At 50.0% G+C, this 17,640-nt stretch carries 24 protein-coding genes and 2 pseudogenes; 4 read left to right on the top strand and 22 right to left on the bottom strand.

Going from position 1 to position 17,640, the window contains the following annotated elements; genetic code table 11:
* Nucleotides 1-10: 10 nt before the first annotated feature.
* Nucleotides 11-301, bottom strand: coding sequence for a DUF4120 family protein (locus tag BQ7483_RS07775; RefSeq protein ID WP_055172636.1), 291 nt, complete (start codon nucleotides 299-301; stop codon nucleotides 11-13).
* A 335-nt stretch (nucleotides 302-636) separates the two neighbouring features.
* On the opposite strand from BQ7483_RS07775, the gene BQ7483_RS07785 reads away from it, so the two are divergent.
* Nucleotides 637-981 (top strand): hypothetical protein, encoded by a 345-nt coding sequence (locus BQ7483_RS07785; protein WP_072545496.1) that lies wholly within the window; start codon nucleotides 637-639, stop codon nucleotides 979-981.
* 63 nt (nucleotides 982-1,044) lie between these two features.
* On the opposite strand, the gene BQ7483_RS07790 is transcribed toward BQ7483_RS07785, so the two are convergent.
* The 19 genes and pseudogenes from BQ7483_RS07790 to BQ7483_RS07880 all read right to left on the bottom strand — a co-directional run bounded on the left by BQ7483_RS07790 (nucleotide 1,045) and on the right by BQ7483_RS07880 (nucleotide 14,996).
* On the bottom strand, nucleotides 1,045-1,758 hold the full coding sequence (locus tag BQ7483_RS07790) for a hypothetical protein (RefSeq protein ID WP_072545497.1): 714 nt from the start codon (nucleotides 1,756-1,758) through the stop codon (nucleotides 1,045-1,047).
* Between the two features lie 4 nt (nucleotides 1,759-1,762).
* Entirely contained in the window at nucleotides 1,763-2,095 is a 333-nt protein-coding gene (locus BQ7483_RS07795) for a hypothetical protein (protein ID WP_072545498.1), read from the bottom strand.
* Entirely contained in the window at nucleotides 2,092-3,162 is a 1,071-nt protein-coding gene (locus tag BQ7483_RS07800; RefSeq protein WP_032944375.1) for an LPD29 domain-containing protein, read from the bottom strand. Before BQ7483_RS07800 ends, BQ7483_RS07795 begins: the two co-directional genes overlap by 4 nt.
* A 10-nt stretch (nucleotides 3,163-3,172) precedes the next feature.
* Nucleotides 3,173-3,382, bottom strand: a complete 210-nt coding sequence (locus BQ7483_RS07805) for a hypothetical protein (RefSeq protein ID WP_005801761.1) — start codon at nucleotides 3,380-3,382, stop codon at nucleotides 3,173-3,175.
* A gap of 11 nt (nucleotides 3,383-3,393) precedes the next feature.
* The gene (locus BQ7483_RS07810) at nucleotides 3,394-3,990 is read right to left on the bottom strand and encodes a hypothetical protein (RefSeq protein WP_072545499.1); all 597 of its coding nucleotides are present in this window, start codon (nucleotides 3,988-3,990) and stop codon (nucleotides 3,394-3,396) included.
* A gap of 10 nt (nucleotides 3,991-4,000) precedes the next feature.
* Nucleotides 4,001-4,231, bottom strand: a complete 231-nt coding sequence (locus BQ7483_RS07815; protein ID WP_005801758.1) for a hypothetical protein — start codon at nucleotides 4,229-4,231, stop codon at nucleotides 4,001-4,003.
* Nucleotides 4,232-4,244: 13 nt separating this feature from the next.
* Complete coding sequence (locus tag BQ7483_RS07820) at nucleotides 4,245-4,826, bottom strand: hypothetical protein (RefSeq protein WP_072545500.1); 582 nt, start codon at nucleotides 4,824-4,826, stop codon at nucleotides 4,245-4,247.
* Nucleotides 4,827-4,865: 39 nt separating this feature from the next.
* Entirely contained in the window at nucleotides 4,866-5,354 is a 489-nt protein-coding gene (locus BQ7483_RS07825) for a DUF4313 domain-containing protein (RefSeq protein WP_055172621.1), read from the bottom strand.
* 31 nt (nucleotides 5,355-5,385) lie between these two features.
* Nucleotides 5,386-6,318 carry a hypothetical protein gene (locus BQ7483_RS07830; RefSeq protein WP_005801755.1) on the bottom strand — a complete coding sequence of 311 codons (933 nt, stop codon included), beginning with the start codon at nucleotides 6,316-6,318 and terminating at the stop codon, nucleotides 5,386-5,388.
* A gap of 369 nt (nucleotides 6,319-6,687) precedes the next feature.
* Nucleotides 6,688-7,260: pseudogene (traJ, locus tag BQ7483_RS18025) on the bottom strand (conjugative transposon protein TraJ); the annotation flags it as partial.
* Nucleotides 7,261-7,302: 42 nt separating this feature from the next.
* Nucleotides 7,303-8,571, bottom strand: a pseudogene (traM, locus tag BQ7483_RS07840) (conjugative transposon protein TraM); the annotation flags it as partial.
* A 4-nt stretch (nucleotides 8,572-8,575) separates the two neighbouring features.
* Nucleotides 8,576-8,869, bottom strand: a complete 294-nt coding sequence (locus BQ7483_RS07845) for a TraL conjugative transposon family protein (protein WP_071149221.1) — start codon at nucleotides 8,867-8,869, stop codon at nucleotides 8,576-8,578.
* Nucleotides 8,870-8,881: 12 nt separating this feature from the next.
* A complete protein-coding gene (traK, locus tag BQ7483_RS07850; RefSeq protein ID WP_029426967.1) occupies nucleotides 8,882-9,505 on the bottom strand; it encodes a conjugative transposon protein TraK in 624 nt (207 codons plus the stop codon).
* A gap of 20 nt (nucleotides 9,506-9,525) precedes the next feature.
* A complete protein-coding gene (traJ, locus tag BQ7483_RS07855) occupies nucleotides 9,526-10,530 on the bottom strand; it encodes a conjugative transposon protein TraJ (RefSeq protein ID WP_032944415.1) in 1,005 nt (334 codons plus the stop codon).
* Between the two features lie 18 nt (nucleotides 10,531-10,548).
* Entirely contained in the window at nucleotides 10,549-11,181 is a 633-nt protein-coding gene (locus BQ7483_RS07860; RefSeq protein WP_055172651.1) for a DUF4141 domain-containing protein, read from the bottom strand.
* 40 nt (nucleotides 11,182-11,221) lie between these two features.
* The gene (locus BQ7483_RS07865; protein ID WP_072545501.1) at nucleotides 11,222-11,836 is read right to left on the bottom strand and encodes a hypothetical protein; all 615 of its coding nucleotides are present in this window, start codon (nucleotides 11,834-11,836) and stop codon (nucleotides 11,222-11,224) included.
* A gap of 33 nt (nucleotides 11,837-11,869) precedes the next feature.
* Entirely contained in the window at nucleotides 11,870-14,368 is a 2,499-nt protein-coding gene (locus BQ7483_RS07870) for a TraG family conjugative transposon ATPase (RefSeq protein WP_072545502.1), read from the bottom strand.
* The gene (locus BQ7483_RS07875) at nucleotides 14,365-14,697 is read right to left on the bottom strand and encodes a DUF4133 domain-containing protein (protein WP_072545503.1); all 333 of its coding nucleotides are present in this window, start codon (nucleotides 14,695-14,697) and stop codon (nucleotides 14,365-14,367) included. Before BQ7483_RS07875 ends, BQ7483_RS07870 begins: the two co-directional genes overlap by 4 nt.
* Nucleotides 14,698-14,699: 2 nt before the next feature.
* Entirely contained in the window at nucleotides 14,700-14,996 is a 297-nt protein-coding gene (locus BQ7483_RS07880) for a DUF4134 domain-containing protein (protein ID WP_072544864.1), read from the bottom strand.
* Between the two features lie 145 nt (nucleotides 14,997-15,141).
* Between BQ7483_RS07880 and BQ7483_RS18030 the strand changes: the two genes are divergently transcribed.
* The 3 genes from BQ7483_RS18030 to BQ7483_RS17485 all read left to right on the top strand — a co-directional run bounded on the left by BQ7483_RS18030 (nucleotide 15,142) and on the right by BQ7483_RS17485 (nucleotide 16,262).
* Entirely contained in the window at nucleotides 15,142-15,498 is a 357-nt protein-coding gene (locus tag BQ7483_RS18030) for a hypothetical protein (RefSeq protein ID WP_235847328.1), read from the top strand.
* A complete protein-coding gene (locus BQ7483_RS07885) occupies nucleotides 15,419-15,943 on the top strand; it encodes an SLOG family protein (RefSeq protein ID WP_235847329.1) in 525 nt (174 codons plus the stop codon). The genes BQ7483_RS18030 and BQ7483_RS07885 overlap by 80 nt, the downstream gene beginning before the upstream one ends.
* A 136-nt stretch (nucleotides 15,944-16,079) precedes the next feature.
* The gene (locus tag BQ7483_RS17485) at nucleotides 16,080-16,262 is read left to right on the top strand and encodes a hypothetical protein (RefSeq protein WP_139247520.1); all 183 of its coding nucleotides are present in this window, start codon (nucleotides 16,080-16,082) and stop codon (nucleotides 16,260-16,262) included.
* Nucleotides 16,263-16,425: 163 nt separating this feature from the next.
* Here the strand turns inward: BQ7483_RS17485 and BQ7483_RS07895 are convergent, their stop codons facing one another.
* Complete coding sequence (locus BQ7483_RS07895; RefSeq protein WP_235847330.1) at nucleotides 16,426-17,094, bottom strand: DUF4122 family protein; 669 nt, start codon at nucleotides 17,092-17,094, stop codon at nucleotides 16,426-16,428.
* Between the two features lie 89 nt (nucleotides 17,095-17,183).
* On the bottom strand, nucleotides 17,184-17,639 hold the full coding sequence (locus BQ7483_RS07900) for a DUF3408 domain-containing protein (protein WP_072545505.1): 456 nt from the start codon (nucleotides 17,637-17,639) through the stop codon (nucleotides 17,184-17,186).
* Between the last annotated feature and the right edge of the window lies 1 nt (nucleotide 17,640).

Below are 17,640 nucleotides of genomic sequence, written 5' to 3' on the forward strand. Positions count from 1 at the left end.
CTGTCTTTTTTCAGGTATGTATCTGCCATCCGTGGAACGGTTCAAGTGTCACGGCAAAGGATTGGTCGGGTATTCCGTGATAGAGCAGACCGCCCACGATGCCGATGCTTCCGTCGGGATAGCGTTGCGTGAAGCCGAACGAGTACGGGGCATGGTCATAATAGAGCGAGATTTCGCTTGGATGGTCTGGATTCTCCTCCCATTTTTTCAGTCTGTCCAGACAATTCTGGAGTGATGTATCACCGATGGATTCGGCGTAACGCTTTACATTCTGGAAATGTTCTTCATTCAGGATTTTCATGATTCATTGTATTTTATCTGTTAAACACGTCCGGCTCCGGGAGCCGGTATTTTTTATTTTTCGCCTGCCTGACTGTCCCGTGGCCGTACCCGCAAGGTTTGGCGAAAGAAAATACCGCAGCCACCGGCGAGGATGATTTTCTTTCAGCCAACCCCATAGGGGCCTGACCTTGTCCGGGTACGTTGGACACGGGACTACCTTTGCAGGGAGGAAAATAAAATATACAGGTTGTGTGTCGTTGTTTTTTCTTGCAGGTATATTGGTGAGAAACCCATTGATTTGTTCGTCTTTGACAAAGGAATGGTGTATTTTTGCAAATCCTAATTTGAAAGATCATGGAAGATTATATAAAGAAAGCTGCGGATGCTTTCCTTGTGGAGCGTCCGTATGGTATGCGTGTGGATTACAGTAAACGGGGATACGTGCTGTTCAACCGTAACCTCAATGTATTGGGCAATGGGGAACATGCCCGCCTGGAGGAACTGCCTCTGGAAGAGTTTGATGTGGACGAGATTCCCCTGGAAGGTGAAATCATAAAGGAACATGCGGGTTTTACCGACGTATTTTTCTATTCGGACTGTACCAATCCCTATGCAGGGTATGTGCTGGATCTGAAGAAGCTCAAGGTCTATAACCAGTTTATCTATCCCTTGGCGATGATACTGAACAGGAAGCTGTAAATCCAGATATGTCCTGATAATAGCGGTAACAGTTGCATAGGATGGCTGTTACCGCTTTGGATTTTATTGGCTGATTTCATCTTCGGCAAGGAATGCAAGATAGTCTGTTACAGCCTTATGACATCCGGTAAAGTCGGGAGTACGGCGGCCTTTGTATTTTCTGAAACTGACGGTTCCGTTCCGGTCGATTGCTGTTACATGTCGGTTGAATGTCCCTTTGGTTCTGATATGGATGTCAAAGCCGTCCCTTCCTGTGATTTCAAGAAACATTTCTGCCGTTATTTTCTCACCGTTCAGGAATTTCCGTTTGTTTTCGTCGAGTTGTTGATGCCATCGGGATTCTTTCTCCTTTTTTTCCTGTTCTTCTTTTCTTTTCCGTTCCAGACGCTTTTCTTCCTGCCTTTTTGCATACGTCTCACGGGCCTGTACCAAGGGAGTGGAGTCAAGACCGAGGGCATTGAATACATGGACAGACAAGAGGGGGATGATTTTTCCATCCTCCGCATCCTTCATGGTGTTTTCAATCCAGTTCTTGCAATAGGTCGCCGCTTCTTCCCGGTGCCCCTCCTTGTCAAGGATTCTGCGTGAATACTGTCCGCAGGAAAAATGGATATCACCTATCTTGCAGATTACATGGAAACTGTCTTCACTTTCGTTTCCGTATTCGTTTTTTCTTGCCAGCGAGATGAATACATTCTCCGCATACGGTTCAAGTTCCATGTATGGGGCAACGATGGTGTTGCCGTCAAACTTGTATTTCAATACTTTTGCTTTCATATTTCTATTCTGTTTTTCTGTCGGTACATATTCCATCTATTATCTCATTCTCTTTTCTCTCACCTTTGAGGAAGGCGAACAGCCACCGGAAAAAGAACGAGGCTTGGTCTGTCCCCAGCTGTGAGCTTTCCCCGTTACGGGTGGCGCATATTGCAAACCGTCCCAGTCCGAGACTGTCCTGTGGCGGTACGATATGGAATGACAGATCTTCCGTACCGTTGATATGAAGCCCGCCACGGTAGGTGTAGAAAGTCTTTGCGGCTCTACTGTCCGTATCAATGTCCACCCGGCTGTAGCCGCGGCGTTTCAGTTCTCTGATGATTTCCCTGTTTGTCATAATTGTATCTGTCTGATTGGATTTGAAATGTTCTGGTGTACTGTTCCCGTATTTGGGGATATGCCGTGTTCTGACACCCACTTCCGGTATGCCGTGGCATATTCCTGCCTTTCCCGTTCCAGACTGCTTTCCGTCTCCGGAGTATATCCGAGCAGGCGTATGTATCCGCCGTTGCAGCCTGTCAGTTCGCAGTGCATTCCGGCTGCCTCCAGTTTTCCGATGCGTTTCTGTGCCGTCTTCGCGCTTGAATACTCCTTGGGCCAGAAATAATGTTCTCCCTGTGAGCCGTAAAAGTCTTCTCCGAGTATCATTTCCCCGATATGCTTCCGGCTCTCGATGAAGCCGAAACGCGCCTTGCCCAGTGCCTGTCGCATAGCCTTGTGTGCAGGTCCTTCAGGATACCTGAACACTTCAGGAGTGTCTTTTCCCGTAATCTTCGGCAGTTCCATCCGGTACGGCTGTCTGTAGCTGCCGATTCCGAGCGTGAGGTAGAAGTTGGTGTGGAAATAGTCGGTCATGGGGTCGCTTTCATCGAAATTGTATGACATCACAAAATCCCTGACGTTTGTCATCACCTCCTTGGCCCGGTCGGTCAGACTGTCCGATGCCTGGATGTTGTAGTGGTTGATGTCTCCCTGTACCTTGCCGGATTCTCTGGTGAAAGCCTCGAAGTCCGCTTTCATCAGCCGGATAAGGATTGAGTTGTATCCGTCCCTGCGGACCGAGAAGGTGTATCTCGGATAGGTCTCCTTGAGCCATGCCCTGACCAGTTCCGTGATTTCCGGCGCGGACTGCCCGTTGTAGTTGCGCCCTTTCCAGCGGTATTCATTGTACACGTATTCGGTGTATTCCTTTGCGGTGGCATCCTGAAAGTCGTGTTCGTAGCCTGTTGGGGTTGTGGAAACGCAAGGCTTATCTTTCCAGACCTCGAACAGCTTTCCGAATTCGGTATTCACCTGCTGCATGAGGGCAGTGTCACCACCCTTGTCCGGGTGGTGAAGCATTGCCAGACGGCGGTATTCTTTTTTCAGCTCCGCCAGTGAGTGTATGTTCTGAAAATAAGTCATAGTGTAGATATTAAAGTCCCGCAAGACGGTTGATGAAATATATCTGCCAGTCCTGGTCGAGTCCGAGGTTGCTGCACGCGATTTCGAAGTCTTCGCTTCTCAGGTCGTTGTCTTCCTGAAGTTCCTGCAGGTTTCTTATCTCGTCGTCCAGGTATTCCTGTGCCTCTTCCTTGCCGCAACTGCATGAGTTGCAGATCAGGTCAATGATGTTCCGTGCCATAGCCGTTGTCTTTAATTGTTTGTCAGGTATATGTTCCTCTTCTCGTCATAGTTTTTGCCGTTCCACCATTCGTCGGCGGCCTCGGCGAATGTCTGTCCGGAATTGGCTGAAGGGAAATCGGATGTCTTGAATCCGGTCAGGTATTCAAGGTTATCGGTGCTGTTGGATTTCCACCATTCTTGCATCTTTTCCAGAAAGGATTGTTTGGAGCAGGTCTCCACATTGTCCTCACACCGGGAACACCAGATGTCATCGTCCACGTCACTGTGGTATTCATTCGTGTTTACATCCACCCATGCCTGGATTTCAATCTCCGTTGAACCGCAATCATTGCACACCTTGATTTCGGAATCATCCGGGTGTTTGCGTCTGGCTTTGCCGTCATACAGGCTGACGGCCCGTTCCACCAGCTTTTCCCTGTAACGGTCCGTCAGTTCCGCATAGAACCGTTCAGCGGCTCCGAATATTCCCTTGTCCGTCATCAGAGACCATTTTTCCCAAAAGTGTGGGTGCATTTCCTTGAATACTGTCCTGCACTCTTCCTCGCACCAGGCATTCCACATATAGTAGAAGAAGCTGGAGACTGCATTTTCCGCTTGATATTTCATAATGTTGTTTTTATTTAAGGTTATACATCCTTGCAAAATAGCTGTTCACTTCAGGGATCCTTTTCTTGTAATAGGGCTGGTTGTCCCTGCACCAGTCCGCCAGTTCCTGTTTGTTCCTGAAAGGTTCCCTCCAGCTTTGCCCGCTCATGATCATTTCCACCTGCGGGGCCAGTTCCCTGATGAACGCTCCGACAGTCCATCCTTCCCAGACGTATCTGTCCATATTGATTTTTGTTGCCATATTGTCTTTCGTTTCAAGAGTTTCCTTTTGTATTTTCAAGTTGAAGCCTTACTGCTTCGTACATTTGATTAAGCCAATCAATGTTGCTGGCTCCGAGTTCGAAAGGACTCTGACAGAAAACCTCTTCCATACTGTCCTTTATTGTTGCCAACACGGTAATGTGCTTGTCAGTAACCTCAATTCCTGTAACATAACACTCGTATGGTTCTGCATTATCGTCAAACCAGATGATCCATACAGGGTCTTCTTCGTTGTCGGTAAACGTGATTTTTTTCAGGCCGTGCGCATCGAGCAGTTGCCTGATGGCTTCGATTATGTCCTTTCTCAGTTCTTCAATCCTGTCGCTGAAACACATGGACGTGTATCTGACCTTGCCTTTGCCAACCCGTTCCCTGAAAGAAAGGATCTGCATGTCGGGGTGAGAGCCGAATCTCCAGTCTGTCACCTCGTCATCATCGCGGGTAGTGTGGATGTTTCCGCCCAATACCAGACCGCAGTCTTCCGTTACAATTCTTTCCGCCTCGTCGCGGTCTTCCGCCACGACCTTGTAGGTACCCTCGAAGGTGTACCTTACTCTTACATCGTACTTTGCCATAATTCCTATGATTTGGTTAATGATTTCTATTGTTGATTCTTATTCTTGGTTCTCGAACGATTCCGGTGACAACCGGTACAGTTCAGCCAGGTTCAGTTTGGCCATCGGGTATTCCACCCATCCGCTTTTGCGTCTGTATCCCGTATCTTCGGCAAGGCTGTTCCTTATGAGGAATTCCATCGCTTCCGGATTGTTGTTTATGTCAATGAATGCCTGGTCGGGAATCCCGAATGCCGGGGAGTCTTCCAGATTGACGGTAAGTACCGTGTATAGTTCCCCGTTGTCCGGTGATTCCAGACTCAGAACCGGCCATCCGTTCGGGTAGAAGCCGGTGACAAGCCTGAATTCCTTTTCATGGTACCGGAATGTCCTTTCAGACCGGTTTTTCCCGGATTCCTGAATTTTGAAGTCGTCTTCTCCTTCAGTGAATGTCCTCACCGGGCAGGACACATCGTAATGGCAGCCGTCTTCGTGTCCGCACAGGTATTCTTTTCCCTTGAATAGGATGATTGCATATTTCTTTTCCATGATTTGATATCTTTAAGTGACCATACTTGATTTATGAAGCGACAAGACCTATCTTTTCTCCGAAGAAGGAATCGCATACCCCGTACACATGCTTGATGGAGCATTCATATTTTGAGTTCTCGCTGTCAAGACGGAAGCGGAATCCGTGATAGTCCCTGACTTCCAGTTTCAGTCTGACATCTTTCAGGAGTTCCATTTCCAGGAGACTTCCACCGCCGTACATGGAGCTGAAGATGCCGCAGCAGTTGCCTTTGGGAATAATGACTTCTCCAAGCGAGAATCCGGCATCATAAAGTTCCTGCAGGCTTACCTTGCCGATATAGGTCAGCAGGTTGGCACCGCAGCAGGAGTTGATGAGTTCATGGTAGAACTGTTCATAGGATACCTGTTCCTTGCCGTCCCTGTATTTTTTGTCGGGGAACCGGCCATATACCGTGTAGCCTTTCTCCACCAGCATTTTCTTCACTTTGGCTGGATTGAGGTTCAGCGCGTCTATCATATCCCCGAAATAGGATTCCTTGTACCGGTATCCTTCCTGCGATTCCAGCCAGTTGGAATTGATGCAGTCGTAGTTTGACAGCATCTCGACACGCACGGGGATGTCATCCGTGTTTTTGAGAAGTTCTTTCAGCGTGTCAGAGTCGTTTCTGTCATAGATTTCTTCCCTGATTTCGTCTTCGTGTTCTTGAAAGAACTTGTCCACTTCCTCTTCCCCGAAATCATGGAAACGGATACATTCATCCTTCAGCTTTGAGACGATTTCACGGACAGCTTCCCATTCGGCGTCACCGTACCATTCGTCCACTTTCTCCCACAGACTTTCACAGCTCCTTTCTTCCAGACACTTCTGGATGGTGTCACGGCAGTTGTCGAGATTGTCGTTGTAGTCCACCCATACCAGCGTGTAGGACTTGTCCATGAGCGATTTCACGAATTCCATTGTCAGTCTTTCCTGTTCTTCCATTTCTGTTACCTGTGTACGGCAGGATTCTGTTTCCCGTACATGTCGTTTATAAATGAGAAGAGCGACCTTTCGGCCGCTCCCTTGTCATTCGTTCTCTTCCTTGAGCCTTTCATATTTCTCTGTTTCCATTTCCGTCTTGCCGTCGAAGTGGAAATGTGCCGTATGACCGTATCCGGTTTTAGGCTCACCGCCGCATTTGTGCAGTGCGGTGTCTATTTCCCAGTCGGTATCACCGATGCCGAGGGATATGTATGTCCCTCTGAGCATACACCCGGCCAGCCTCAGTGCGGCATCCTTCCTTTTTTCCCGGCGGAGCCTGTCAAATGCCGCGAGCGCGATTTCCCGGTTGGGTATTTTTATCGTAGTTTCCATATCGTNTACGTTCTTGCCGTAATTTCCTGCACCTCCACCGGCCTGAACAATCCAGTTGGCCACGGTCGGAATCGTGAAATACCCGATGATGCCGATAATCAGGAACGTGATGTACACGGCATTGGAACTGTCCGGAATGAAGTTGGGGTCGGACAGCTGCTCGATGTCTCTCTGAAGCATCAGGGTCTGTATGCGTGCCAGCACGCTGCTGAAAAGATCAGAGACGGGCAGCCACAGATAGATGCTGATATAGCGAACAAACCATTGGCTCAGCGAGGCCTGAAAGCCGTCCCAGCACGAAATGGCAAAGGAAATCGGTCCGAGAATGGAAAGGACAATCAGGAAGAATGTCCTTAGCGTGTCCACCACAAGCGCGGCCGCATTGAACATCAGTTCCAGCAACTCACGGAAAAAATTCTGCACGGACTTCTTCATGTTGTACATGGCACGGTCCACATACATACCGCAAGCCTCGATAGCGTCCAGAGCTCCCAGTTCATCCAGTTTGTTGTCAAAAGCCTCCTTGTCCACCAGGTAGGCCGTCTCGGGATTCCTCCGCATCGCCTNTACGTTCCCCTCGATGGCACTCTTATCAGGGGCCAGCGTGAAGAACAACTCATGGAAACGTCTGACATGTTCCCTTGCCTCTACGGGACGGTTCTGCTCCAGGTCCTGCGAGAGGGCGAGCATGAGCGACTTCCCCTCATCCAGCACATAGATCTTCTGGCGCTGGGCTTCGGCAAAACTGTATGCCTTCCACACGGAATAGCCCACAAGCANGGCCACTTCCCTTACCGCATTCGCTTCCGTCGAACCGGGAATGAATATCCCGGCCTGTCCGTCACTGTCCAGCACGGTCAGTTCCACGGGAATGACATTGCCGTCATATTCGACCTGCAGGATTTCAATGCCAAGCCGCTCGCCCTGGATACGTCCCTCACCGGTCAGCAGGGTATTGCGGGGAAGCACATGTCTTCCCACACGCATAGCCTCCAGCAGCCTGAGACGCACGCTTTGTCCGCTGATAATGGTCTGGTCGCCATGCACGCAGGCCCGTATGGTATTCCTCGCCATCTGTGTCCCGGCACTGCCCACAGCCGTATGGAAGCCGGCATCCGCACCGGAAAGCAGCCTCGCGAACTGTACCGAATCGGTAAGAGGCTGAGGAAGGGACGACACGACCGGAGAGGACACCAACCCGACGGGAACGGCTTTCGCCTTCCTCTCCCTTGAGGGACTTTCCGTCTCCTGACTGTCCGCTGTTCCCGTGCTGCCGCCCGAAGGCATATATTTGGCGGCAAGTTCATAGGACTTCTCCAGCAGAGCCACCTGTTCCTCGTAGCTCGGTCCGGCCGTCTGCGCTGCGGCAGCCTGTCTGAGCTGTTCCACCTCTGCTTTCAGGGCTTCCTTTTCCGGGTCTTCCTCAGGACTCTCGTAAAAACTACCGAGAGTGGCGTTGATGTCATTGTAAGCCGAGGCTGAAGAGGCGAAGGCTCCCGTCCTGCCGTTTCCTCCTGAATGGTACGCACGGCTTTCATTTTCACTTGCAATGTCCTGCGCCGGTTCTGTTTCCGGGACATTATCCTGTCTGTGTCCATCGGTCAGGGCGGAGAAGTCGGCCAGCGTACGCTTCTTCTCCTCCTGCCGGCGAATCATGTCCGCCTGCTCATAGGCAGCCATCTTGTCCGCCTCTATACCCGTACCTTTCGGATCGGGAAGTTCGGCATTGAAGCCCGTCTTCCTTTCCGCCTCCTGCCTGTCTTTTTCGGACGGGGCGAAAATTAGCCACATGCACCCGAGGAACAGCAGGAACATGCCTGTGAAAACCAGATATTTCCTGATTTTCTGCTTCTGTTTCAATTTTTCTGCATCTGTACTCATAATCTTACTTGTTGAACTGGTTAAAAAACTCTTCCATCTCACGGACTTTCATATCGGAGAGGGTATCCGCAGGCACAAAGTCGGGAACCTCAAGCGGGGTTATCCTGATGATGTCCTGCCGGGCATCCTCCCGTCCGATGTCATAAATCGCACGGAAAATCATGTAGAAATTCACCAGCGCGAAAAGGGAAACCATCACGATGATGGCGATTGCCCTCTGACGGGGTGTGAGTCTGTCACAAAGGCCGCGCAGCCTGCCCCCGATACATTCCTTGAACTTTACATACATTTTTCTCATACATACATTGTTTTATCTGTCATACATTCTGATATCCCTGTTCTCCAGCACGTGGAACCCTTCCAGGATGAACCCGTGCGGATTGTTGTCACTGCGGGTGGAATTCCGCAACCTGCCATGCGTGACAAGGCTGCGTTCCGTCACGCTCTTCTCACGGATGATGAAAAGGCGTGCGTATGTCATGACATCATACGGATAGGTGTTGAAGTCGCATTTCACGCTGTCTATCTCGATACGCTGGCTGACATTGCCCGAAATTATTCTATTGTAATAACCCTGTTCGGCCAGATCCCCGTAATGGGAATAGGCGGAACGGTCACTCAGGAACATGGCACGCTGTACGTTCCCCTCGATGGCACTCTTATCAGGGGCCAGCGTGAAGAACAACTCATGGAAACGTCTGACATGTTCCCTTGCCTCTACGGGACGGTTCTGCTCCAGGTCCTGCGAGAGGGCGAGCATGAGCGACTTCCCCTCATCCAGCACATAGATCTTCTGGCGCTGGGCTTCGGCAAAACTGTATGCCTTCCACACGGAATAGCCCACAAGCAGGGTGCAGACACCCAGATAGACTATTCCGAACAGGCGCAGATGCCGGAAGCTGGTCTCGATATTTTTCAATGATTTGAATTCCATTCTTATTCGTTTTATGATTGTTACTTGATTAGTCTTCCGGCCACATTTCCTACAGTAGCACCTGCGGCACCGCCCACAATGGAGCCTGTCTTGGAAGCAGCCTGATTTACGTTCTTGCCGTAATTTCCTGCACCTCCACCGGCCTGAACAATCCAGTTGGCCACGGTCGGAATCGTGAAATACCCGATGATGCCGATAATCAGGAACGTGATGTACACGGCATTGGAACTGTCCGGAATGAAGTTGGGGTCGGACAGCTGCTCGATGTCTCTCTGAAGCATCAGGGTCTGTATGCGTGCCAGCACGCTGCTGAAAAGATCAGAGACGGGCAGCCACAGATAGATGCTGATATAGCGAACAAACCATTGGCTCAGCGAGGCCTGAAAGCCGTCCCAGCACGAAATGGCAAAGGAAATCGGTCCGAGAATGGAAAGGACAATCAGGAAGAATGTCCTTAGCGTGTCCACCACAAGCGCGGCCGCATTGAACATCAGTTCCAGCAGCTCACGGAAAAAATTCTGCACGGACTTCTTCATGTTGTACATGGCACGGTCCACATACATACCGCAAGCCTCGATAGCGTCCAGAGCTCCCAGTTCATCCAGTTTGTTGTCAAAAGCCTCCTTGTCCACCAGGTAGGCCGTCTCGGGATTCCTCCGCATCGCCTCAATCTCCAGCTTGTCCTTCTGCTGCCGATACTCATTCATGTCAAAGGTTTGCGTCTCCAGAATCCTGTGCGTTCCGGTCACGACGGGTGACAAAATGCTGTTGAGCGTACCCAGCACGATGGTCGGAAAAAACATGATGCAGATACCCAGAGCAAACGGACGCAGCAAAGGGAACACGTCAATAGGTTCGGCCCTGGCCAGTGACTGCCAGACACGATACGCCACATAAAAGAGGGCTCCCAATCCGGCAAGGCCCTTGGCCACGCCGGTCATCTGCGAACAGAGCGGCATCATGTCCGTGTACAGACTTTGCAGGATCTGGTGCAGATTGTCAAAATTCACAGCCAACAATACCATAAGCAATCCTCCTTGAAATTACCAGTAGCGTTCGTTGGGTGAACCGTACAGAGCCATCACACGGTCAAGATCATTCTGTTTCTTGGCACGCAGGTACGACACGCCGATGTTCTTGTTGGTATAGTACTGCACCAGACTGCGGTATTGCAGCATGTCGGTATAACAGCGGTCGATGATGTCCATACGTTCCTTGTCGTTCATCGAAAGGCCGTTCTCGTTGACCACCGTCTTCAGGTCCGTCAGCAGATTGGCACTCTCCTCCAGCAGCTTCGTGTAGCCGAGGGCGATGGCACTCAGTTCCTCAGGGGTGAAATAAGGGTCACTGAGCATACGCTCATAACTGGTCACATAGATTTCCGTGATGTCGCCGACCATCAGGATGGTCTGCTGCACCTTGCGGGCATCGCGTACCAGATTCTTGACCTTCCTAAGGCCATCATAATACTCCTTGCCTTGCTTGTAAATCTTGACCGTCTCCTGAAAATTGTTGAGCATGTTGCCAGCCGTCGAGGACGTGTGGACGATGTTCTTGGCGGCATTGATGATGCCCTGGGCAAGATTCCCAGGGTCGGTCACTACCCATTGGGCGTGTGCCCTGCCTGCCGAAAGGAGGCAGATACAGCATAAGGCTGTCAGAATTCTTTTCTTCATGTCGTTAATCTTTAATGGTTGATAAAACTTTTCCGTTAGTTCAGAGTCCCATCTTGCGGCCTTTCGGCTTAGGACGGACGGTGATGTGCGGTTTCCTCCGCAGTGTTGTTTCCGAAGAGACCGTGCGAGCAGGCCTGATATTCCTGAAGAACTCGTCCGCATAGGGACGTCTGCCGGTCATCCTGACAAATCGGGCATCCAGTTCCCGGTAAGCCTTCTCCGCCTGTTTCCGTATCACATCCTCCGGACTGCTCCTGTCAATGCCGTATTTCACAAGAAAATCCGGGCGGATATGTATCGGGTCATGTACGGAACCCGGCGAGGCGGCAATACTGCCCAGCCTCTCCAGTTCCCCGTTCAGCTTGTCAAGGTATTCAGCTGGAGGACGGGGACACACACTTTCAAAAATCTTCTCCACCGCGTGTGTCAGTCTTGCATCCACCTCCAAAATGTCGGGTACTTCCCCCGTCTGCCTCTTCCGCAGGTATTCGTCAGGAGCCATCCCTTCAAGCTGATGGAACAGACGGTAATCCTCCGTGAGTCCGTAATACTCCTGTATGGAAAGAGGAATATTCCAGCCCTGCATCAGGGACCAGTAGAGGGATGACACGACCTCACGGCGTTTGCTTTCATTAGATTCCAGATCGCTATACATAGATTCAGAAGTTTAATGGGTTGATAAATGATTTCACTTTTTCCTCTTGCTCTCGGCCAGCTGCTTGATTGCCAGCTCGATATTGCCACCCAGCTTCCGGGTAAGCCGCATTACTTCAAGCTTTTCCGTTTCCTCGGTCGTATAGGTGTAGTACTCTTCCGGCGAGACCTCGGTGGCATAGACCGCCGACTGTGTTCCGCCAAGACCTATCCACACTTCCTTGTACTTGCGGGACGGGCTGTTAGCCATGTTGATGGAGAGAATCTGGGCACGTTCCTTATCGGTCAAACCCAGCAGGGACTGGATTTCATCGAACTTGTTGACATACTTCCTCTGGTCCAACAAAATCTTGCAGTCGCTGTTGTTGATGATGGTTCCCTTGACGATGGGTGACGAAATGATGTCTTCCACCTCCTGGGTAACGACAACAGCCTCTCCGAAAAACTTTCGGACGGTCTTGAAAAGGTACTTCAGATATTCCGCCATACCTTCCTTGCTGATGGCCTTCCATGCCTCCTCCAGCAGAATCATTTTGCGAATACCTTTCAGCTTTCTCATCTTGTTGATGAAGGTTTCCATGATGATGATGGTGACAATCGGGAACAGTACCTTGTTGTCCTTGATATTGTCCAACTCAAAGACAATGAAGCGTTTGGACAACAAATCAAGCTGCTTTTCGGAGTTTAACAGATAGTCGTATTCGCCACCCTTGTAATAAGGTTCCAGCACATTCAGAAACCCCCACACGTCAAAATCCTTCTCCCGTGTACGCTTGGTCTTCAGGATTTCCTGATACTCGTCGCGGATGAACTCATAGAAGGTGTTGAAGGACGGAACCACGGTACTGTCCGTGCGTATCTTCTCCAGAAAGAGATTGACCGCGTTGGAGAGTGCCACCTCCTCGGCACGTGTCGGCGGCTCATCATCACGTTTCCACAGGGTAAGGATAAGCGTCTTGATGGACTCCTTTTTTTCGATATCAAAAGTACCGTCCTCCACGTAGAAAGGATTGAAGGCTATCGGATCGCTCTCCTCATAGGTGAAATAGATGCCGTCCTCGCCATGCGTTCGGGCATGGATAAGGCTGCACAGTCCCTGATAGGAATTTCCCGTGTCCACCAGCAGCACATGCGCTCCCTGTTCGTAATACTGGCGCACCATGTGGTTGGTGAAAAATGACTTTCCGCTGCCCGAAGGTCCGAGGATGAACTTGTTGCGGTTGGTAATCGTACCGTTCTTCATCGGCAGGTCGGAAATGTCCAGATGGACAGGCTTTCCGGTCAGACGGTCCACCATGCGGATGCCGAACGGCGAGAGCGAATCCTTGTAGGACGTTTCCCCGATGAACAGACACAGGGCCTGCTCGATGAAGGTGTAGAAGCTTTCCTCAGACGGAAAATCACCGGCATTGCCGGGAATGGCCGCCCAAAAAAGTGTCGGCACATCAACCGTGTTATGGCGGGGCTTGGCCTCCATCAGGGCAATCTGGCTACCCACATCATTCTTGATACGCTTCAGCTTCTCCCGGTCGTCGCTCCATGCAAAGACATTGCAGTGCGCACGGATGGAAGTGAGTCCCTTGCTGTGCGCCTCGTTCAGGTACTCCTCAATCCATTCACGGTTGATCTGGTTGGAGCGGCTGTAACGGGACAGCGAGTGCATGTTGCGGGCGGTCTGCTCGAATTTCCTCAGGTTCTCCGCCGAATCGTCTATGAAGAGATACTGGTTCACGATATGGTTGCACGTGAGCAGTATCCCTATCGGTGCGGCAAAGGACAGGCGGCAGTCACTGCGGTCCGTGGACAGCCGTTCATAACGGCTGTCCGTACCCACGGATGACGGCAAATCCTCAGTTTCAGAAAGGGTATGCAGACAGAGCACATTGTCACCGACCTTCATTTCCCCGGCTCCGAGAGTGATGTCCTGCAGGCTGGTCGTATCTTCCTGCGAAAGCGAAAAATACTTTTCGATAATGCCCGCGGAGGTTTCCGTACCGGTAATCTCTTCGTCCGTCAGCCTGACCATGCGGAGCAGACCGCTGTCGTTCACGATACGCTCGAACTGCCCACAGCATTCCAGGAAGCGTGCAACGGTATCCTTGTCCTGCATCTCCTTGGGGATGATAAACCCGCGCGTGAGGGCATTGAAACTGCTTGTCGTGCGGCTGTGTTCCTTCGTGGTCTTAGTCAGGAACAGATAGCAGGTATGGTTCAGGTACGGCCGTTCGTTGAAATGCCTTTCAAAGCTTCGGCTGAGGAAACTCAGGTCATCCCGGCAGATGTCAGGTCTGTAACTCTCCTCGATAAAGATATCCTGCTTGTGGACAATGCTGTAGTTCGGTAGAACCCGGACAGCCTTCGCCCATGTGGAATGGAGGGCCTCGTACTCGGCGCGAGTCAGCGTGAACACTTCCGGCAGCTCCAACCTGTAGGCCACGGTAATGTCGGCATCCTTGCTGATGATGCACCCGTGCTCGACGGCCATCAGCGGAAACCGGCTTTCCAGTGTGGCGGCTTTCATTACATTTCTCATACATTACGTTTTTTCGGGGTTGGACAAATCAACCGGAGGAAACCCTTCCGGTTGATGATGTAGCGGGGATGGCGGCGCAGCGCCTGCAATTTCATCAGTCCCCATTCACCGTATTTCGCGTTCAGGCGGAAAGTCACCCAGACAAGCACCGAAGCGCAGATGACACCGAAGCCGATACATACCCACTGGTCGATGCCTGCCATGTACATGATGACAAACAGGACGAACAGGGCGAGCAGTCCGCCGGCGAAGATGAACAGGTACTGGCTTTTCAGCCCCTTGAACTCAGGGCTGCGGCCGATTCCCTTGTTGATAGGATACTCCGCCATAATCAGAGGAAGAATGAACGTAAGATTGTGGCGGCTACGATTAAAAAGATGCAGGCGCCGAACCAGCTGGCTGCCGTCTTGGAGGTGTCGGGATCTCCCGAGGAAAACTTGGAATAGACCTTCACGCCTCCGATAAGGCCGACCACGGCTCCGATGGCATAAATCAGTTTGGTTCCCGGATCGAAATAGGAAGTGACCATGTTGGTGGCTTCAGTGATACCGCTGATACCATTACCCTGGGCGAAAGCCCCTGTCGTTGCAAGCAGCATCATGGCTGCAAAAAAGAATCTTTTTTTCATGTGTCGAAACTTTTAATTGGTGAGACAAAAAATGATTTCGACCACGAATATATAATGCTTAACTCATTGATTTACAATATTGACGATGCGTGACATCGGGTGTCATTACGTTACATCGGCAGGGGAATTCCGACGACGAAAAACAATGGAAAAACGGCCTTTGATTCTTCCGGCAAAGGTAGCCCGTGCCTTTACGGAATCTGCAAGGCAGGCCGTTCCGGTTGTCCTGGAGAAAATCATCCTCGCTGCGCTTGCGGTATTTTCTCCCGACAAGCCTTGCAGTATCCAGGCACGGGACAGAAAAGCCTGCAAGAAATCAAACTCCGGCATATACCGGAAACATGTAGAACAAAAAACAGAACATCATGAAACAGGAAGAAAAAAAGGTAGCGGCATTCACGGGACACCGGAAGCAAAGACTGATGCAGGAAAACAAGGACTACCGGAACCTCAGCGAACAAATCAGGGGAAAGGTCATAATTATGATAAAAAACCTCTATGAAGAAGGTTTCAGAGAATTTTATTCGGGCATGGCAGAAGGGTTCGACATGATAGCGGCTGAAGCTGTCCTGCAACTGAAAGAACAATATGAGGATATGACACTGGTGACTGCTATCCCTTTCAGAGCCCAAGCCGAATGGTTTGACCCGCAAGACCAGCTGCTTTACAGGGAACTGCTTAAGAAGGCTGACCGGGTAGTGATGCTTTCAGAAAAATATTACAGGGGATGTTACCTGCGCCGTGACACCTATATGGTCAGCAGGGCTTCAATGGTAATAGCATATTGGGACAACGTGTGCAACGGAGGTACATACCATACCGTGAAAAAGGCCGTGGAAACTGGACGGGAAGTCATCAATCTGTTTACTGGAGAAGTGATAACGGACATAACTGCATTGCAAAACAATCATGAACCAAATAAACCGAATATAAAATGGACAGATTAAAAAATAGAAACTTATGAAATCAAAGGAACAGATTACAATCCCTGACCATACAGGGAAAAGAGAAACACGATTACTCGCTTTTGTATGGAACTGCGGTTTTTTCAGCAGAGACGTTTCTGATGAGAAAATCATTGAGATGTGGAGGAAATCCCCCGCCAGAAGTCTGGATGATCCTGAAGACGAGACATTCTACGATGTGGAATGTCTGACACCCGATGAACTGGCTGGACGAATCAATGACGAGTCTTTCGCGCATACGGAGGATTACGTACGTTTCATCAATGTCAGTCCCGACCTTTTGTACCCGGATAGGAAATAGGATATCCACCGTCTCATATCGCATACCCCCACTTCCCCCTAAATATAAAAAAGGGAAAGCAGGGGTATGAAACTAAAGTTATCCTGTATGTATCACTCTTTCAGATTTAACCAGAATCTCCTTCATCTGACCGTTTCAGGATGGCCACGTTTGAACTTCCTGATCACGCATACTTGTCTATATCGAAAGGCTCTTCTTCCTTACTGTCTTTTCTTCCTGATACACCCTTCCGGTTTCCCAGATACTTGTCAAGCAAACCGTTCACCTTCTCCAGATTGCTCAGCTTGTCGGTCAGGAAAGCCAGTATCTCCGTTTCACTCAGTTTGTAATGGATGGTTCTTGCGGCACGCAGGGCTTTCTGTTCGTCAACAATCCCGGATGTAAGTACCTCCGCCACGTTGTTTATTTCCTCGATTGTCAATGCTGTGTTGAAATCCGGGTCGGGTTCGGCATCTACGGGAGCCATCAGCTCCTCACGTTCTTCTTCAGTCAGTCCTTTATTTCCCAGCTCCACATCATCAGAACCGATATCCTTGTCTTCCTCCAATGGAATTTTCTCCATCGGCTCGGAACGGGTTGGAGTCATCCTTGAAACTTTCGGATCTTCCAGATAGATGACCTTTGTCTTGCCTATCACATCATCGTCATCCGAAGAAGAGGACGGAACAGTCGTTTCGGTTTTTCCTTTGGACTTATCCGTTTCTGGCTTTCTGCGCCTTGCCTTTCTGCGGGCAAGACGTTCCGCCTCTTCCTTGCGTTGTCTGCGGTATCTCCACACTCTGACACGGGCAATCCGCATCAGCCTTAAAATGAGGTCCCATATTCCGTACATACGTCTGTGGAAAATGAATGTCCACAAATGGCACAATATATAGACAGCACATACTGCCTTTACGGTAAAATAAACTATCGCAGTCATAATTATAAAGGTTTGGTGATACATTCCGTGTACAGCTTTGACATCTCATGCTCGTATTTCTTCAAATGTTCATCTATAATCCTGTTTACAAAACCGGAAATGGGCACCTCAGGAGCGGTAACTGCCAGAAAACGCTTGATGTAGGCATAACTCTCCCGATTGATATATACTTGTATCCGGTTGCCTACAGGATAGCTTACCAGATAGGAGGATTTATAAGAACCGGTTCCCGGAGACTCGGAAGCAGATAAATCTTTCAATATCTCAAACGTAATCCCGGATGTATTGTCATCCCTGTTGTCCGGTTTTGTCATGTCTGCTGTTTCAACAGAAACATCGCAGACATCCTTTCCGTTTTTCCTGCCCTTGGACAGCCTACGGAAAATAAACAATGACAATCTGTAAACAGTGTAAATGCAGCAACAGGCAACAATGGCCTGAAAAATAATCTGTGTCATA

Source organism: Mediterranea massiliensis, assembly GCF_900128475.1.
Classification (GTDB): Bacteria; Bacteroidota; Bacteroidia; order Bacteroidales; family Bacteroidaceae; genus Bacteroides; species Bacteroides massiliensis_E.

Coding starts and splice junctions, on each gene's coding strand:
- BQ7483_RS07820 (WP_072545500.1), bottom strand. CDS start 4,826: ATGGCAAAGTACGATGTAAGAGTAAGGTACACCTTCGAGGGTACCTAC.
- BQ7483_RS07825 (WP_055172621.1), bottom strand. CDS start 5,354: ATGGAAAAGAAATATGCAATCATCCTATTCAAGGGAAAAGAATACCTG.
- BQ7483_RS18030 (WP_235847328.1), top strand. CDS start 15,142: ATGGAAAAACGGCCTTTGATTCTTCCGGCAAAGGTAGCCCGTGCCTTT.
- BQ7483_RS17485 (WP_139247520.1), top strand. CDS start 16,080: ATGTGGAGGAAATCCCCCGCCAGAAGTCTGGATGATCCTGAAGACGAG.
- BQ7483_RS07810 (WP_072545499.1), bottom strand. CDS start 3,990: ATGAAATATCAAGCGGAAAATGCAGTCTCCAGCTTCTTCTACTATATG.
- BQ7483_RS07900 (WP_072545505.1), bottom strand. CDS start 17,639: ATGACACAGATTATTTTTCAGGCCATTGTTGCCTGTTGCTGCATTTAC.
- BQ7483_RS07860 (WP_055172651.1), bottom strand. CDS start 11,181: ATGAAGAAAAGAATTCTGACAGCCTTATGCTGTATCTGCCTCCTTTCG.
- BQ7483_RS07775 (WP_055172636.1), bottom strand. CDS start 301: ATGAAAATCCTGAATGAAGAACATTTCCAGAATGTAAAGCGTTACGCC.
- BQ7483_RS07885 (WP_235847329.1), top strand. CDS start 15,419: ATGCAGGAAAACAAGGACTACCGGAACCTCAGCGAACAAATCAGGGGA.
- BQ7483_RS07870 (WP_072545502.1), bottom strand. CDS start 14,368: ATGAGAAATGTAATGAAAGCCGCCACACTGGAAAGCCGGTTTCCGCTG.
- BQ7483_RS07815 (WP_005801758.1), bottom strand. CDS start 4,231: ATGGCAACAAAAATCAATATGGACAGATACGTCTGGGAAGGATGGACT.
- BQ7483_RS07790 (WP_072545497.1), bottom strand. CDS start 1,758: ATGAAAGCAAAAGTATTGAAATACAAGTTTGACGGCAACACCATCGTT.
- BQ7483_RS07830 (WP_005801755.1), bottom strand. CDS start 6,318: ATGGAAGAACAGGAAAGACTGACAATGGAATTCGTGAAATCGCTCATG.
- traJ (WP_032944415.1), bottom strand. CDS start 10,530: ATGGTATTGTTGGCTGTGAATTTTGACAATCTGCACCAGATCCTGCAA.
- BQ7483_RS07895 (WP_235847330.1), bottom strand. CDS start 17,094: ATGTACGGAATATGGGACCTCATTTTAAGGCTGATGCGGATTGCCCGT.
- BQ7483_RS07875 (WP_072545503.1), bottom strand. CDS start 14,697: ATGGCGGAGTATCCTATCAACAAGGGAATCGGCCGCAGCCCTGAGTTC.
- BQ7483_RS07800 (WP_032944375.1), bottom strand. CDS start 3,162: ATGACTTATTTTCAGAACATACACTCACTGGCGGAGCTGAAAAAAGAA.
- BQ7483_RS07880 (WP_072544864.1), bottom strand. CDS start 14,996: ATGAAAAAAAGATTCTTTTTTGCAGCCATGATGCTGCTTGCAACGACA.
- BQ7483_RS07795 (WP_072545498.1), bottom strand. CDS start 2,095: ATGACAAACAGGGAAATCATCAGAGAACTGAAACGCCGCGGCTACAGC.
- BQ7483_RS07865 (WP_072545501.1), bottom strand. CDS start 11,836: ATGTATAGCGATCTGGAATCTAATGAAAGCAAACGCCGTGAGGTCGTG.
- traK (WP_029426967.1), bottom strand. CDS start 9,505: ATGGAATTCAAATCATTGAAAAATATCGAGACCAGCTTCCGGCATCTG.
- BQ7483_RS07785 (WP_072545496.1), top strand. CDS start 637: ATGGAAGATTATATAAAGAAAGCTGCGGATGCTTTCCTTGTGGAGCGT.
- BQ7483_RS07805 (WP_005801761.1), bottom strand. CDS start 3,382: ATGGCACGGAACATCATTGACCTGATCTGCAACTCATGCAGTTGCGGC.
- BQ7483_RS07845 (WP_071149221.1), bottom strand. CDS start 8,869: ATGAGAAAAATGTATGTAAAGTTCAAGGAATGTATCGGGGGCAGGCTG.